Raw genomic sequence first — 14763 nt, forward strand, 5'->3', positions numbered from 1 at the left:
CAATGCCACCATAGATACATTGATGTTGGAATGGTTGTCTTCACCATGTCACAGAAATTACGTAAAGTCCTGATCCCTCTGGCCGTTGTCGGCCTGCTCGCCTTTCTTGGTTTTTCCCTGACGCAAAAGCCGCAAGCGCCCGACATCACGTTCGTTACGCTGGAGGGCAAGACCATTCCCCTGCCCTCCCTGCAGGGCAAGCTGGTCCTGGTGAATTTCTGGGCAACCGACTGCCCCGGCTGCATCGCGGAAATGCCCGGATTGATCCAGACCTACAAGCAATACAAGGACAAGGGGTTTGAGGTGATTGCGGTCGCCATGTCATACGACGGCATCCAGCAGGTCATCAACTATTCCCACAACAACGCCCTGCCCTTCCCCGTCAGCCATGATAGCAGCGGCGATGCCGCCGTACAGTTCAGCGATGTCCGCGTCACGCCGACCTCGTTCATCATCGACAAGCAAGGCCGCATCATCCAGAAATTGATCGGCGAGCTGGATTTCGGCTCCCTGCGCAAGCTGCTTGACCAGCATCTTGGAATGGCAGGCTGACATGCTGTGGATCAAGGCTTGGCATATCGTGTTCATGGTGACCTGGTTCGCCGGCCTGTTCTATCTGCCGCGCCTGTTCGTCTACCATGCCCAGACCGAAGACCGCACCGGCAGCGAACGCTTCAAGATCATGGAGCGCAAGCTGTTCTTCGGCATCATGACGCCGGGAGCGGTGCTCACCATCGCGTTCGGCCTCTGGCTATGGCAAGGTTATGGTTTTTCAGGCGGCTGGCTGCACGCGAAGCTCACATTGGTCGCCCTGCTGGTTGCCTATCATGTGTATTGCGGCAAGCTGCTGTTCGATTTCAAGCACGACCGCAACCGTCACGGCCACGTTTTTTACCGTTGGCTGAACGAATTGCCCGTGCTCTTGCTGGCCGCAGTGGTGGTATTGGTGGTCGTCAAACCTTTCTAGCCAGGATATGCCTATGTTCAATCGAAATCACTCATGGTTGATGCAATCCCTCAAGGCAAGCAAAGACAAGCCGCAATCGCGCTTGTTGAAAATTTTCGACCTGACGCTCATGCCCGCACGACCGTTGCAGGATATTGAACAAGAGCTGCTGCAGCAAAAAGCCAGCCTGACCCGTTTTCTCAGCAAGCAGGCCAAGGCTGGCGGCGCCCAACTGCCCGAGGTACTGGCGCAACAAATCATCATCATGCTGGAAAATGCATTACGGGAAGAACTGCAGCACCCGGGCAGCCAGGCATTACGCCACGCACGCACCGCCAGCGATGCCCTGATTCACGCCCAATGCGACGGCAGCTGGCGCAAGCTGCGGGACTTCGGCATGAGTGCCAGCTTCATCAGCCTGCTGGGGATCACCTTGTTTATGTCGTGGTACATGCTGCGGGAAACACCAACGGTGCACAAATCCTCATCCAGCCACCAATTATGGAACACGGTGGCTCAGGAAAGGGTCGCTAGCCCGCATCATGTCGCGGAACTTTACAGCGCCATCGAGCGCATGCGCCAAGGCAACTGCCAATTCCCCCAGGCATTGATGCTGGGCGCATCCGAACGTGGCGTATTCCTCACCAATATCGTGGCCGGCAATCTTTCCAGCCAGGCCGAGGAAATCACCCTGGCCACTCAATTGTTGAAGAAAGTGAGCTGCGAATACAGGCCGCTCACCATGCTGTCCGAATCGGAACAGGCCTATATCAAAGCCCAGTTGACCGTCCCGGTTGTCACTGTGAGGAAACCCATCCAGCAATCGTGAGAATTCAAGAAAACAAAAAAGCCGGTTTCCCGGCTTTTTTGTTTTTTATCGAACCTCATGCTCAGTGCAAACTGGCTTTCAATTGCGACAAACCAGATTGGAATATGCCCGTAATGGTATCCACACCGGCCTTGTCATCGTCTGGCGCCTTGCGCTTGAAATGGCTGACCCATACCACGCGGCTACGCGAACCTTCGGCTTTTACCGACAGCGTGGCGCTATATTCGCTCACCGGCAATACGCTTTCCGTAATCTTGTACGAAAGCTTCATCTTCCCGCTGTCGCGCGCGGTCAAGGTTTCATGGATCTTGCCACCGTCCTTTAGGGTCAATATGCGTTTGGCGCCGAGCTTGTCCTCATCGCCGTCGACGATCTCCGTCGAGGCGATTCCCGGATGCCAGCTCATGTCGCCAAAATGGCCGATCTTGGCCCATACCACCTCAGCCGGCGCATCCAGCACGATCGTTTCTTTCACAGATAGCGGTTTATCCGCCGCAAAGACCGAAGGTGCCACGACCATCAGCCCACCCAATCCCCATGATAAAAGTTTACGCATACATACCTTCCTGTAAATAGCAGACTCGTTTCTTCCTACAAATGCAGCCCTAGTCAATTTACACTTTTTTATACTTTTGTAACAGTTTGTTTACACTTAAACCAAGCAGGATTCAAAAGCAGGACTTATACTCGGGCAGTAGCTGGATGATGCAGATGATGAATCTGTTATCCACCTGCTCTGGCATGAATATGTATATACTACCCAGTATATAAACATTGCGTACAATACTGTACGTTCAATAAGGAATCGCATTATGTCCGTGCTACGGGAAAAAATACTGCATGTCGCCTCTGATCTGTTCCAGACGCGCGGCATCAACTCCACCGGGGTCGACACGATCGTGGCGGTCGCCGGCACGACCAAGATGACCTTGTACAAGTATTTCCGCAGCAAGGAAGACCTGATCCTGGAAGTCCTGCAGAAAGGCCATTCCGACTTCACCGACTGGCTCAGCCAGAACCTCAGCAAGAACACCAAGAAGCCTTCCGAGCGCCTGCAAAAGCTGTTCGACTTCATCGAGGAATGGGTCACGGCGCCAGATTTCCGCGGCATGGCCTTCCTCAAGGCCTCCGCCGAATTCCCCAATGAGGAGAACCCCGTCCATCGCCTCTCGGCCGAGCAGTCGCGCCAGTTCCGCCAGTTCCTGGCAGAGCTCGCCGCCGATGCCGGCGCACGCGACCCGGACAGCCTGGCATTGCAGCTTTCCATCCTGATCGAGGGCGCGATCCAGGCCGAACAGATCAAGCGCGGTTCAGGTGCGGTCAAATACGCCAAGAAGGCGGCCAAGATCCTGATCGAGAACTCGTTGGAGAAACAGGCAGCTTAACTGGGGCCGATATCCAGCACGCCACGAGAAGCCCGCAGCCCTGCGGGCTTTTTCATGCTTGCAGTCGGCCTGCAGGCCCTAGATAATGCCGGTTTACACACGATTGCAATAGGTTATAGACATGCGGATATTGATTTGCGGTTCCATGGCATTTGACACCATCATGGTTTTTGGCGACCAGTTCAGGAATCATATCCTGCCCGACAAAATCCACATGCTGAACATTTGCTTCCTGGTGCCGGAAATGCGACGCGAGTTCGGCGGCACGGCCGGCAACATTGCCTACAACCTCAAGCTGCTGCAAGGCGACCCGGTCATCATGGCCACGGTAGGCGATGACTTTGCGGGCTACACCGAATGGCTCGACCAGCACCAGCTTGAAACCGCCCATATCAAGCGTATCCCCGGCACATTCACGGCGCAGGCGTTCATCACCACCGACCAGGACAACAACCAGCTCATCGCTTTCCACCCTGGCGCCATGAGCGAATGCCACCAGAACAGCGTCAACGATGCCCAGGACATCGGGCTTGCCATCATCGCGCCGGACGGCCGCGAAGGTATGTTCCTGCATGCGAAGGAGTGCCACGATAAAGGCATTCCGTTCATGTTCGACCCCGGCCAGGGACTGCCGATGTTCAATGGCGAGGAATTGCTGCATTTCATCGACCTTGCCACTTATGTTGCTGTCAACGACTACGAGGCGCAACTATTACAGGAAAAGACTGGTCTTACGCTGGAACAGGTAGCAGAAAAGGTCGAGGCCTTGATCGTGACCGAAGGGGCTAAAGGCTCCACGATTTATGCCGATGGAAAGCTATACAGGATTCCATGCGTGAAAGCGGAGCAGGTGGTAGACCCTACCGGCTGTGGCGATGCCTACCGCGCCGGCTTGCTTTACGGCATTTCACAAGGATGGGACTGGGCAGTGAGCGGCCGTTTGGCATCGGTGATGGGCGCCATCAAGATCGCCAGCCGCGGGGCGCAAAACCACAAAATCACGCGCGAAGAGATTCAAAATATTTATAGCCAGGTACTGGTGGACGAAACGTTGTCAGAATACGCTGAAGAGCAAAACGCTTAAGGAGCAATAACATGCGCATTACGTCTTTATTGGCAGCAGCAATTATTTTACTTACCCTGGGCGGTTGCATGAGCTCGAACTCAGGCGACGTATATAGCCGCGACGAGGCCCGCAAGACCCAGACCGTGCGCTTGGGCGTGGTGGAAAGCGTACGCAACGTCAGGCTGGAAGGCACCAAGACGCCTATCGGCGGCGGCGCGGGCGCCGTGGTCGGCGGCATTGCGGGCAGCTCCGTCGGCGGCGGACGCGGACAAGCGATTGCAACCGTGCTCGGCGCCTTGGTGGGCGGCCTGGCGGGCGCGGCGGCTGAAGAAGGCGTGACCCGCAAGGACGGCCTGGAAATCACCGTCAAGCTGGAAAGCGGCAACCTGATTGCCGTGGTGCAGGAGGCGGACGTCCAGTTCAACCCCGGCGACAAGGTGCGCCTGGTGGAAAGCGGCGGCGTCACCCGCGTGACCCATTAACTCGCTGTTACCTTTCAACCTTTATCAACGCCGGGCTTGCCCGGCATTTTCATAAAAGCTTAACCTGGTTTTAACTGTTCCGTCATTCGGCACTTTTAGAGTGTGGCCTATCTCAATCGTCAGGATAAGCCTCATGCTTGACCGGCAGTCTTCCCTCGGTACCAAGACCGGTGCCAATCAGCTATACGTCAGCCTTGCCCGCAACGCTTCTGAAATCGCCGAGGCGCAACGCCTGCGCTACAAGGTATTCGCAGAGGAAATGGGCGCCAACGTCTCCGGCACCGAAGGCCTCGACCAGGACGGCTTCGATGCCTTTTGCGACCACTTGCTGGTCCGCAATCACGAAACCAGCGAAGTCGTCGGTACTTACCGCATCCTGAGCCCCGCCATGGCCAATGAAGCCGGCGGTTATTATTCCGCTGGCGAGTTCGACCTCTCGCGCCTGCGCCACCTCGCCTCCAGCATGGTGGAAGTCGGCCGTGCCTGCGTCCACAAGGATTACCGCATGGGTGGCACCATCACCCTGCTCTGGGCAGGCCTTGCCAACTACATGAAAGTACATCGCTACGAATACATGATCGGGTGCGGCAGCATCGGCATGGCGGATGGCGGCCACATGGCGGCCAGCCTGTACCACCAATTGCAGCAAGACCATCTATCGCCGGTGGAATACCGCGTATTCCCGAACTGCCCGCTGCCGCTGGAAGCATTGCGCAATGATCTGGAAGTCTCCTGCCCGCCACTGATCAAGGGTTACTTGCGCCTGGGCGCCTATATCTGCGGTGCGCCGGCCTGGGACCCTGACTTCAACACAGCAGACATGCTGGTTATGCTACCATTGTCGCGACTCAACAAACGCTATGCAGCTCACTTTTTCAAATAAGCTGCCAACCGCCACCTGCTTGCCTGAAAAAAAGACCTCCCTGCCCACGCAGCTGTTCCGCCTGACACGCCTCGGATTGCACACGCTCTACGGCGTCGCCGTCGCGGCGACGATCCTGCCCAATGTGGGTGCTGCAAGGCGCGACAGGATAATCCGACGCTGGAGCAGGCAGTTTCTGGGCATCCTCAATATCCAGGTGATTGCCAAGGGCCATGTTCCCAATGACGATGTACGCGGCACTATGTTCGTCGCCAACCATATCTCCTGGCTGGATATCCATGCGCTCAACAGCATCCGCACGGTACGCTTCATCGCCAAGTCGGATATCCGCTCATGGCCGGTGATTGGCTGGCTGGTGGCGCAGGCCAATACGCTGTTCATCGAACGCGAGAAAAAACAAGATGCCAGCCGCATGGTGGAAACAGCGGCTGAGAGCATTCTGGCTGGCGACTGCCTGTGCTACTTTCCCGAAGGCACGACGACCAATGGTACGGAGTTGAGACCCTTCAAGGGCAGCCTGATGCAGGCAGTCGTTGATACCGATACGGCCATCCGGCCATTCTCGATCCGCTATCCAAGGGCGGACGGCAGCGTGAATACGGCCATGGCCTACCATGGCGAGACGACGCTATGGCAATCGCTGCGTATGGTGTTGGCACAACCACAGCCGGTGGTGGAACTGGATTTTGCCGCCCCGATCGCCAGCGCGGGACATGAGAGGCGCGGACTATGCTTGATGGCAAGGCAGTCGATTGCCGCCAGGCTGGACTGGACTGAAGAAAGTAGCTGATCAGCCGCCCTTGATGGCACGGGCACCGTCTGCAGGATGGCAAGGCACCTGGAAAGTCCGGCGGTCTTCGAGGCGCAGCGCAGTCAACTTACCGCCCCACAGGCAACCCGTATCCAGCGCATAAATATTGTCGCGCTGCTGCAAACCCAGCGCGGACCAATGCCCGAAAATCACCGTGGCATCGGCTGAGTGCCGCTCTGGTATATCGAACCAAGGCAATTTCCCAGGCGGGATATCGGCCAACTCGCCCTTGAATTCAAAATCCATTGCACCGTCAGGCGTGCAGACGCGCAAGCGCGTCATGGCATTCGTGATCATGCGTAGGCGGTCCATCCCTTGCAAGCCGGACTCCCAACGCAACGGATAGTTGCCATACATGTGGGCAAGAAAACTCTGGTAGCCGTCACCACGCAATGCGGTTTCTACCTCGCGTCCCAACTCCAAGGCCTGATCGGCACTCCACTGCGGCAGTAAACCCGCGTGCACCACCACCAAGTCGTTTTCAGCATGCATCATGGGACGGAAACGCAGCCACTCCAGCAGCTCATCCCGGTCCGGCGCATCAAAAATAGCCTGCAAGGTATCGCTGCGATGCGCACGTACATAGCCTTCCGCCACGGCCAATGCGTGCAGATCATGATTGCCCAGCACCATGACCAGGCTGGATTCATATGCCTTGGCCCAACGGAGCGTTTCCAGGGAGCCGGAACCTCGATTGATCAGGTCACCGACCAGCCAGAGCTTGTCTTTTACGGGATCGAACTGGATGACATCCAGCAGGGAAAGAAGGGAGCGATAACAGCCCTGGATATCGCCTATCGCATAGGTGGCCATCGGGCTGCTATCTGGATTGAGAAAGCTTTAGGGCAAGTAACAGAAACAGTTACTCGCTCTTTTCCTCATCCGCTGCTGGCGCCTCGGCAGCAGGCTCATCATCAGCACCGCCATCCTCGTCGTCGCTTGCGGCATCCGCAGGCTTGGCAGCAGCGGCAGCCTCAGGCTTTTGCTCCACTACGGGATCATCAACCAAACCGGATTGAATGCCAAAAAACAAACGCGCAACAAGGAACAGCACCAGCAATGGCGCAAACAAGGCGCCTAATGCCGCAAGAATAAATTGCGTCTTGGTTGTTTTCGGAAAATCGTACTCGTGCGCGCTCATACAAAACCAATCCATACAGGGAAAATGCCAAGGATTATACTCAATAACCCCCGCTAGAGAAAAGGTTATAGCAAGGACAAGCATGTATTCATTTGCTATAATCCGTCTCCTGCTCAAAATGCGCCCGTAGCTCAGTTGGATAGAGTGTTGGTTTCCGAAGCCAAAGGTCACAGGTTCGACTCCTGTCGGGCGCACCACATATCAAGCAAGATTCTATTTTTACTTGAATCATGCTTCCACAAAAGTTTAATGAAGTAGCGCACTTTACAGCCTTGGTTATCATAGGCTCGCCTATAATCCGGCTATCACTATCATTGTCGGATATGCAGTCCATGATCTCGAGCAAGCTGCCCAAGGTAGGCACCACGATTTTCACTGTCATGTCGCAACTGGCAGCCGAGCATGGAGCTATTAACCTGGGGCAGGGTTTTCCTGATTTCGATGTGCCGCAAGCGCTAATGTATGCCCTCGAGCAGGCCGTGCGAAATGGCTTTAACCAGTATGCGCCGATGGTGGGCATCCCCGCCCTGCGACAGGCGATTGCCCGCAAGACCGAGCGCGTTTACGGTTATATGCCCGATGCCGATCGTGACATCACGGTGACCAGTGGCGCCACCGAGGCGATATTCAACGCGGTTCATGCGGTGGTGCGTGCTAGTGACGAAGTAATTGTACTTGACCCGGCCTATGACAGCTATGAGCCTGCGATTGAGTTGGCAGGAGGCGTCGCGGTGCACGTGCCGCTCCATGCTGAAACATTCGCCCCAAATTGGCAGCGTATTCGTGATGCCGTCACGCCGCGCACGCGCATGATGGTGATCAATAGTCCCAACAATCCTTCCGGCGCGATATTCACCCATGGCGATATGCTGGCGCTTGCCTCGTTAATCGACGACACAGGCATCTGGTTGCTGTCCGACGAGGTTTACGAGCATATGGTTTACGATGGCGCCCGACACGAATCGGTGCTACGCCACGCATCGCTGCGCGAGCGCGCATTTGTGGTCTCCAGCTTCGGCAAGACCTACCACTGCACAGGCTGGAAGCTCGGCTACTGCATTGCGCCGCCATCCCTGAGCGCAGAGTTCCGCAAGGTGCACCAATACAATGTGTTCTGCAGCTTTGCGCCGGCGCAGCATGCTTTTGCCCATATGCTGGACGCCCAGCCGGAACACTACGAGCAACTCAGCACCTTCTATCAGGCCAAGCGTGACGGATTCCGCGAACAATTGCTCACCACCAGTCTTCTTCCCTTGCCCGTACCAGGCGGTTATTTCCAATTGGTGGATTATTCGGCCATCAGCCAGTTGGACGACGTCGAGTTCTGCCATTGGCTGACGATCGAAAAAGGCGTCACGGCGATCCCCCTTTCGCCTTTCTATGCCCAGCCACCCGCACGACAACGCATGGCACGGCTATGCTTTGCCAAGAACCAGGAAACGCTGGATGCAGCCATCGAGCGCTTAAGAGCGCTCTAGTCTGGCAAAACCCCTCACTCAGCTTATCGGGATTTCACAATCAATGCCTATGCCGGGTGCTGGAACTATTGCTTGGCAAGATTATCTTATTTTGCAATACCCCTTAATTCCATTTCACAATAAAAGGAGATTGATCATGGCAGATGTGCCTCATCAAAAATCCCCGCTGCTTCCAGATCGGCTGTTGCACGGCACACCGCACAACCATCCAATCGAGCATATCTTCGGCATTTCCCCGCAACTTCCCTGCCTGGAAAGCGAAAAGACCCTGGTCAACTTTGTGCTGCCGCCTTGGAGCCAGTTTACCGACTGGGACAAGAACCGGCAGGCCCGGTTTATCGAGAATATTTTTCTTGGCGTACCGATCGGATATTACGTGATCCATGCGCCGCAATGGCGCACGAGCGGCGTCAAGCCGATGTCGGGCTGGCTGCTGGATGGCGTCAACAGGATTACCGCCATCCGGGATTTTGTGGACAACAAGATCAGCATCTTCAATGGCGTGCTCCATGACGACCTGGACGAACTGACACGCGAGAGAAGGTTCTATCATCAGCCTTTCCCTTGCTTTGAACTGCAATACTCGAATGACCTGCAGCATTTGCGGGCCATATACGAGCATCTCAACTATGGAAAGCTGGAACATGCTGCAAGGACATATAGCCATACGCCAGTAAAATAACTTGCAATGACTCGATAGTGCCGGCATGAAAAGGCAACCCAGCAGCGACGCTTGAGGCAAATGCCTTGATGTTCAATTGAAGCCCGACTGGAAGCTGTGGCAGAATCCACCATAACCAAGAAGAAAAAATTCATGCTATCAGACGAAACCATAGCGCTTGCCAAGGCCAGGGCCAACTATGCAGGCTTCGTACCCGTTCACCAGAACAACGACTGCATCAGGATCGCCTACGCCTGGCTGGACGCGCAGATCAAGACCACCATGCCATCCGAGGTGCCTGTGAGCCAGCGCGGCCTGATTCGCTCCTGGGGAGGCGCATTGGTGATGTATGGCGACATCATCGTGGCGGCTGAAATGCATCCTGACATCCACGGCATTTATCCCAACCTCAGCCTTTCCAGGGAACTGACATTGCCTGACCCAGCCAGGCTGGCGGATATTGCCGGCGCCAATGAACACCCCGCCCTCAAGCAGTTCGACCCTTCCCGCTTCTATACCCATATCGAGAGGCTTGAGGCACAAGCCTGACGCCGGTTAGTCCCAGCTATATAAGAAAAAGCCATCAACCTTTCAATAGCTGGAAAGCTTTTCAACCAGAGCTCGACGAAAGCAGGCAGATTTAGCTTGATCATTGAACAGAGAACGGACGGCAAGTGCCGTTCTCTCTTCATGTGTATCAAGCGGCAAGTTTGCCGACTTCGGCCACTGCTGCCTCGATGGCCTCCTTGCGGCTTTCCTCGCCCAGCGCCAGGCCCTCAGCGCGCACAAAGGTCACATCGGTAATGCCGAGAAATCCGAAGAAGGCACGCAGGTAGGTTTCTTGATGGTCGAGGAAGGCAGCCGGCGCTCCTTCACTGTACAATCCGCCGCGCGTCGAGGCCACGATCACGCGCTTGCCACCGACAAGGCCTTCGGCGCCATTCTCGGTATAACGGAAGGTTTTGCCGGGTACGGAAAGTCGGTCCAGCCAGGCCCTGAGCTGCGTAGGCAAGGAAAAGTTATACATCGGCGCGCCAATGACCACGACTTCGGCGGCAAGAAAGTCTTCCAGGAGCTGGGCATTGCGGGCTACGGCCTGTTTCAAGGCATCGTTCTGCGGCTCCACTCCCTGAAAAGCGAAGAATTCGGCGGTGGATAGGTGGCCTACCGGGTCGTCCGCCAAGTCAATGTGCACGACTTGAGCACCGGGCATGGCCTCCGTCAACCGCTTGACGATAGCGGCCGTCAACTGCCGGCTGACGGAGTGTTCGTTCAGAATGCTGGCATCGATGTGAAGCAAAGTCATGATGAAATCCTCATTGGTATAGAATTGTAACTATGGCTAACAATGTAACTACCATTTAGAATGCATGCAATAAGGCACATCAAAGGAACACGGTATGGTAGATGTAACCGGCCTTCCTCCTGACTTGCAGCATACGGACTGCCAAAAGATCAGCCAGGTATTGGCCCGCATTGGGGAAAAATGGAGCATCCTCATCATCATGCTCTTGGCAAACGGCCCATGCCGCTTTACCGAGATCAAGCGCACCATCAACGGCATATCGCAACGGATGCTGACCTTATGCCTACGGGGTCTCGAGCGGGACGGCTTGGTCAAGCGCACGGTGTTTTCAGTGATGCCGCCCCATGTGGAATACGAATTGACGCCGCTCGGACGCTCGCTCATAGAGCCGGTTACCGCACTGGGTACGTGGGCGCGCCACCACATTGCCGACATTGATGCGGCGAGGAAGGACTTCGACGAGCGTGAGGATTCCGGCACCACGCCATGGCAACGCTAAGGAACGCTACTTCAAGCTAGCTAACGCCATCCTAAATCCCAAGTCGGCAAAAGACCGAGTATATGAATGCGGGCGACATTCTCCGCAGCCGAAAAAAAGGAGTCATGCACCTCGGTGATGACTCCCTCAAGAAAGCTCCATGATTGCAAAAGGAGCAGGCATCGCTCATAAAAAGCTGATGTATTGTCGCAAACCAGCAAAAAGACGCCATTCTCCTGAAGCATTACTCCTTTATGGGTACTTCAAGCAACATGGGCAAAAAAAATGCCAGGGAACTGCCGGATGACAGTTTGGCCTGGCTTAGTGGACTGCGTCAGTACAACACAGGGGTGGAAGCTAGAACTGTGAAACGCCCGGAATCCAGCTGGTGCCTGCCAAGGGCACTTTCGCCATCGCCGAGGCTTCCAGCGTCAACGCCACCAGGTCTTCCGGCTCCAGGTTGTGTAGGTGCGACTTGCCGCAGGCGCGCGCGATCACCTGGGCCTCCATGGTCATCACCGAGAGATAATTCGCCAGCCTGCGGCCTGCCTTGACCGGGTCTAGGCGCTTCATGAGCTCGGGGTCCTGCGTGGTGATGCCTGCAGGATCCTTGCCTTCATGCCAGTCGTCATAGGCGCCAGCGGTGGTGCCGAGCTTGTTGTATTCCTCTTCCAGGTGCGGGTCGTTGTCGCCCAGCGCGATCAATGCGGCGGTGCCGATCGCCACCGCATCCGCGCCCAGCGCCAAGGCCTTGGCGACATCGGCGCCGTTGCGGATGCCGCCGGAGACAATCAATTGCACCTTGCGGTGCATGCCCAAATCCTGCAAGGCTTGCACAGCGGGACGGATCGCCGCGAGGATAGGAATACCGACGTGCTCGATGAACACTTCCTGCGTCGCGGCGGTGCCGCCCTGCATGCCGTCTAGCACCACGACATCGGCACCGGCTTTCACCGCCAACGCCACATCGAAGTAAGGACGGGTCGCGCCCACTTTCACGTAGATGGGCTTTTCCCAGTCGGTGATCTCGCGGATTTCCGCGATCTTGATTTCGAGGTCATCCGGGCCGGTCCAGTCAGGATGGCGGCAGGCGGAGCGTTGGTCCACGCCCTTGGGCAGGCAGCGCATCTTGGCGACGCGGTCGCTGATCTTCTGCCCGAGCAGCATGCCGCCGCCGCCCGGTTTGGCGCCCTGGCCGATCACGACTTCGATCGCATCGGCCTTGCGCAAGTCGTCCGGGTTCATGCCGTAACGCGACGGCAGGTATTGGTAGACCAGGATGGAGGACTGGCCGCGCTCTTCCGGCGTCATGCCGCCGTCGCCGGTGGTAGTGCTGGTGCCGACTGCACTTGCGCCGCGGCCCAGGGCCTCCTTGGCCGGGCCGGACAAGGCACCGAAGCTCATGCCGGCGATCGTGACCGGGGTCTTGAGATGAATGGGCTTTTTGGCAAAGCGGTTGCCGAGGATGACGTCGGTACCGCATTTCTCACGGTAGCCTTCCAGCGGATAACGGCTGATCGAAGCGCCGAGGAATAGCAGGTCATCGAAGTGCGGCAGCTTGCGCTTGGCGCCCGCGCCGCGGATGTCGTAGATGCCGGTCGCCGCGGCGCGGCGGATTTCGGACATGGTGTTCTTGTCGAAGGTCGCAGAAAAACGCGGCTCGGTTTGCAGAATTTTGGGCGTGTCGCTCATGATTAATAGGCTCCTGCGTTATCTACGTGGAAGTTGTACAGCGTGCGGGCGGAGCCCAGCAGGGTAAAGCTGTCGGGGTCGACATCGGCATGGCCGGATGCCTTCAACAGATCGACCAGTATCTGGCGCGCCTCGTCATCCATGGGCTTGACCTCGCAGTCCGCGCCCAGGCTCTGGATAGTGCCGCGCACGAAGATGCGTGCCTCGTAGAGGGAGTCGCCCAGCGCTTCGCCGGCATCTCCCAGGATCACCAGGTTGCCCGCTTGCGCCATGAAGGCGGAAAAGCTGCCCACCGAGCCGCCCACGACGATGTCGACGCCCTTCATGGAGATGCCGCAGCGCAAACCCGCATCGCCGTCGATGATGAGCAGGCCTCCCTGTGCGGTAGCGCCTGCCGCGTTGGAAGCAAAGCCCTTCACGTGCACGCGGCCGGACATCATGTTCTCTGCCACGCCGGTGCCTGCGCTGCCCTCGATCACCACGTTGGCATACTGGTTCATGCCCGCGGCGTAGTAACCGGCATGGCCTTCGATCACCACCTCGACGTCAGCCTTGAGGCCGACCGCAATATTGTGCGTACCGCCCGGGTTGCTGATCGTGACCTTCTTGCCGTCGAGTTCGGTCGCATCGCTGTGCAGGTATTGGTTCACCTCGCGCAGCGCGGTTTTTTCCAGGTCGAATATTACAGTTTCCATACGTACATCTCCTTGGGAGCAGGCTCGAACACCTTGGCATTCTTGATATCGGGCAAATGGGCCAGCGAGCGGAACTCGGAGGCGATCGCGACATAGTCGTCGTGCTCGGCCACAATCGCGGGCTTGCAGGCGAACGGGTCGCGCACCAGCGCCAGTTGGTCCTTCGTGCCCATCAGCAGGGTATAAAAGCCGTCCAGTTCGTCGAAGCCATGCTCGAGGGCGGTCTTGAGGTCGTCGCCCTCGCGCATGCGCCATTGCAGGAAGCGGCAGGCGGCCTCGGTATCGTTGTCGGTCTCGAAGGAAATACCTTCGTGTTCCAGCTTGCGGCGGATGCTGTGCGCATTGGACAGCGAACCGTTGTGCACCAGGCACCAGTCTTCGCCGGCAGTGAACGGATGCGCGTGCGACGGCGTGATCGCAGACTCGGTCGCCATGCGGGTGTGGCCCACGAGATGGCTGCCGGAGAGCTTGGAAAAGTCATAGCGGCTCGCGACCTGCGCCGGGGTGCCGGTATCCTTGTAGATATCCATGAGCTGGCCCACGGACAGCAGGTGCACCTGCGGGTAATGCTCCTTGAGCCAGGCCTTGACGGCTTCGGGGCTGGTCTGGGTAGTCGCCACGGCATGGTTGACCTTCACTTCCACCTTGGCATCGGCCTTGAGGCCGTTGTTGAGATCGACGCTGAGCTTGGCCCAGTCGAACTCGGGGGAAGCGCAATACAGGCTGAACTTGCGCTCGCTGTTATCCACGGGCGCGCCGAAGATCGCCAGGCCGGCGGAATCCGGGCCGCGCTCCGTCATGCCGATCAGCATGGGCAACATGAGTTCGCCGATATTGGCGCGCAATTTCTGGTTTTTCACCAGCAGTCCAACGATTCCACACATGATTAAATCTCCTTACAGAATCCAGT

The 14763-nt window shown here is 57.0% G+C and carries 19 protein-coding genes and 1 tRNA gene; 13 read left to right on the plus strand and 7 right to left on the minus strand.

Features of this window, described 5'->3' with window-relative positions:
• Positions 1 to 45: 45 nt before the first annotated feature.
• From ACW4YW_RS14000 to ACW4YW_RS14010, 3 genes are read left to right on the plus strand one after another with little or no spacing between them, the layout of a single operon-like run.
• Complete coding sequence (locus ACW4YW_RS14000) at positions 46 to 552, plus strand: peroxiredoxin family protein (RefSeq protein ID WP_457138112.1); 507 nt, start codon at positions 46 to 48, stop codon at positions 550 to 552.
• Position 553: 1 nt separating this feature from the next.
• A complete protein-coding gene (hemJ, locus tag ACW4YW_RS14005; RefSeq protein WP_457138113.1) occupies positions 554 to 967 on the plus strand; it encodes a protoporphyrinogen oxidase HemJ in 414 nt (137 codons plus the stop codon).
• 13 nt (positions 968 to 980) lie between these two features.
• Positions 981 to 1775 carry a hypothetical protein gene (locus ACW4YW_RS14010; RefSeq protein WP_457138114.1) on the plus strand — a complete coding sequence of 265 codons (795 nt, stop codon included), beginning with the start codon at positions 981 to 983 and terminating at the stop codon, positions 1773 to 1775.
• Between the two features lie 61 nt (positions 1776 to 1836).
• Here the strand turns inward: ACW4YW_RS14010 and ACW4YW_RS14015 are convergent, their stop codons facing one another.
• Positions 1837 to 2331: an SRPBCC family protein gene (locus ACW4YW_RS14015; RefSeq protein ID WP_457138115.1), complete on the minus strand. Its 495-nt coding sequence runs from the start codon at positions 2329 to 2331 to the stop codon at positions 1837 to 1839.
• A 256-nt stretch (positions 2332 to 2587) separates the two neighbouring features.
• Here ACW4YW_RS14015 and ACW4YW_RS14020 point away from each other — a divergent pair, with 256 nt between their 5' ends.
• The 5 genes from ACW4YW_RS14020 (at position 2588) to ACW4YW_RS14040 (ending at position 6381) form a co-directional block, all read left to right on the plus strand.
• Complete coding sequence (locus ACW4YW_RS14020; protein ID WP_457138116.1) at positions 2588 to 3160, plus strand: TetR/AcrR family transcriptional regulator; 573 nt, start codon at positions 2588 to 2590, stop codon at positions 3158 to 3160.
• A 121-nt stretch (positions 3161 to 3281) separates the two neighbouring features.
• Positions 3282 to 4244, plus strand: coding sequence for a carbohydrate kinase family protein (locus ACW4YW_RS14025; protein ID WP_457138117.1), 963 nt, complete (start codon positions 3282 to 3284; stop codon positions 4242 to 4244).
• Positions 4245 to 4255: 11 nt separating this feature from the next.
• Positions 4256 to 4708 (plus strand): outer membrane lipoprotein, encoded by a 453-nt coding sequence (locus ACW4YW_RS14030; protein WP_309564384.1) that lies wholly within the window; start codon positions 4256 to 4258, stop codon positions 4706 to 4708.
• Positions 4709 to 4841: 133 nt separating this feature from the next.
• Positions 4842 to 5591: a GNAT family N-acetyltransferase gene (locus ACW4YW_RS14035; protein WP_457138118.1), complete on the plus strand. Its 750-nt coding sequence runs from the start codon at positions 4842 to 4844 to the stop codon at positions 5589 to 5591.
• A gap of 19 nt (positions 5592 to 5610) precedes the next feature.
• A complete protein-coding gene (locus tag ACW4YW_RS14040) occupies positions 5611 to 6381 on the plus strand; it encodes a lysophospholipid acyltransferase family protein (protein WP_457138119.1) in 771 nt (256 codons plus the stop codon).
• On the opposite strand, the gene ACW4YW_RS14045 is transcribed toward ACW4YW_RS14040, so the two are convergent.
• Both ACW4YW_RS14045 and ACW4YW_RS14050 read right to left on the minus strand, forming a co-directional pair.
• Entirely contained in the window at positions 6382 to 7215 is an 834-nt protein-coding gene (locus ACW4YW_RS14045; RefSeq protein ID WP_457138120.1) for a symmetrical bis(5'-nucleosyl)-tetraphosphatase, read from the minus strand.
• Positions 7216 to 7264: 49 nt separating this feature from the next.
• Entirely contained in the window at positions 7265 to 7627 is a 363-nt protein-coding gene (locus ACW4YW_RS14050; RefSeq protein WP_457138121.1) for a hypothetical protein, read from the minus strand.
• Between the two features lie 36 nt (positions 7628 to 7663).
• Between ACW4YW_RS14050 and ACW4YW_RS14055 the strand changes: the two genes are divergently transcribed.
• The 4 genes from ACW4YW_RS14055 (at position 7664) to ACW4YW_RS14070 (ending at position 10231) form a co-directional block, all read left to right on the plus strand.
• Positions 7664 to 7740 (plus strand) — tRNA-Arg (locus tag ACW4YW_RS14055).
• Positions 7741 to 7875: 135 nt separating this feature from the next.
• Complete coding sequence (locus ACW4YW_RS14060) at positions 7876 to 9021, plus strand: pyridoxal phosphate-dependent aminotransferase (RefSeq protein ID WP_457138122.1); 1146 nt, start codon at positions 7876 to 7878, stop codon at positions 9019 to 9021.
• Between the two features lie 136 nt (positions 9022 to 9157).
• A complete protein-coding gene (locus ACW4YW_RS14065) occupies positions 9158 to 9703 on the plus strand; it encodes a DUF262 domain-containing protein (protein ID WP_457138123.1) in 546 nt (181 codons plus the stop codon).
• A 132-nt stretch (positions 9704 to 9835) separates the two neighbouring features.
• The gene (locus ACW4YW_RS14070) at positions 9836 to 10231 is read left to right on the plus strand and encodes a hypothetical protein (protein ID WP_457138124.1); all 396 of its coding nucleotides are present in this window, start codon (positions 9836 to 9838) and stop codon (positions 10229 to 10231) included.
• A 148-nt stretch (positions 10232 to 10379) separates the two neighbouring features.
• On the opposite strand, the gene ACW4YW_RS14075 is transcribed toward ACW4YW_RS14070, so the two are convergent.
• Positions 10380 to 10988 (minus strand): FMN-dependent NADH-azoreductase, encoded by a 609-nt coding sequence (locus tag ACW4YW_RS14075; protein WP_457138125.1) that lies wholly within the window; start codon positions 10986 to 10988, stop codon positions 10380 to 10382.
• A gap of 94 nt (positions 10989 to 11082) precedes the next feature.
• Here ACW4YW_RS14075 and ACW4YW_RS14080 point away from each other — a divergent pair, with 94 nt between their 5' ends.
• On the plus strand, positions 11083 to 11487 hold the full coding sequence (locus ACW4YW_RS14080) for a winged helix-turn-helix transcriptional regulator (protein WP_457138126.1): 405 nt from the start codon (positions 11083 to 11085) through the stop codon (positions 11485 to 11487).
• Positions 11488 to 11823: 336 nt separating this feature from the next.
• Here ACW4YW_RS14080 and ACW4YW_RS14085 read toward each other — a convergent pair whose 3' ends face one another.
• The 3 genes from ACW4YW_RS14085 to ACW4YW_RS14095 are packed head-to-tail and all read right to left on the minus strand — an operon-like array spanning position 11824 to position 14737.
• Positions 11824 to 13158, minus strand: coding sequence for an FMN-binding glutamate synthase family protein (locus ACW4YW_RS14085; protein WP_457138127.1), 1335 nt, complete (start codon positions 13156 to 13158; stop codon positions 11824 to 11826).
• A gap of 2 nt (positions 13159 to 13160) precedes the next feature.
• The gene (locus ACW4YW_RS14090; protein WP_457138128.1) at positions 13161 to 13853 is read right to left on the minus strand and encodes a GltB/FmdC/FwdC-like GXGXG domain-containing protein; all 693 of its coding nucleotides are present in this window, start codon (positions 13851 to 13853) and stop codon (positions 13161 to 13163) included.
• Positions 13841 to 14737 (minus strand): class II glutamine amidotransferase, encoded by an 897-nt coding sequence (locus ACW4YW_RS14095; protein WP_457138129.1) that lies wholly within the window; start codon positions 14735 to 14737, stop codon positions 13841 to 13843. The genes ACW4YW_RS14090 and ACW4YW_RS14095 overlap by 13 nt, the downstream gene beginning before the upstream one ends.
• Positions 14738 to 14763 lie beyond the last annotated feature (26 nt).

The organism is Methylobacillus pratensis, assembly GCF_054072455.1.